This window comes from Klebsiella sp. 141203 (assembly GCF_032601985.1).
GTDB lineage: Bacteria > Pseudomonadota > Gammaproteobacteria > Enterobacterales > Enterobacteriaceae > Klebsiella > Klebsiella aerogenes.
The window spans coordinates 1-249 of record NZ_JAQIRL010000026.1; the positions used below are offsets into that span (position 1 = coordinate 1).

The 249-nt window shown below is 51.4% G+C and carries 1 rRNA gene; it reads left to right on the top strand.

What is annotated here, in order from left to right:
• Window positions 1-166: 166 nt before the first annotated feature.
• Window positions 167-249, top strand: a 5S ribosomal RNA gene (gene rrf / locus PGR29_RS24855); the annotation flags it as partial.

The following is a 249-nucleotide window of genomic DNA, read 5'->3' on the forward strand; positions in this document are numbered from 1 at the left end:
TGATAGGTCGGGTGTGTAAGCGTAGCGATACGTTGAGCTAACCGATACTAATGAACCGTGAGGCTTAACCTTACAACGCCGAAGATGTTTTGGCGATTTGAGATGATTTTCAGCCTGATACAGATTAATCAGTGCGTCGTTATGACGGGCTGGTAAACAGAATTTGCCTGGCGGCGATAGCGCGGTGGTCCCACCTGACCCCATGCCGAACTCAGAAGTGAAACGCCGTAGCGCCGATGGTAGTGTGGG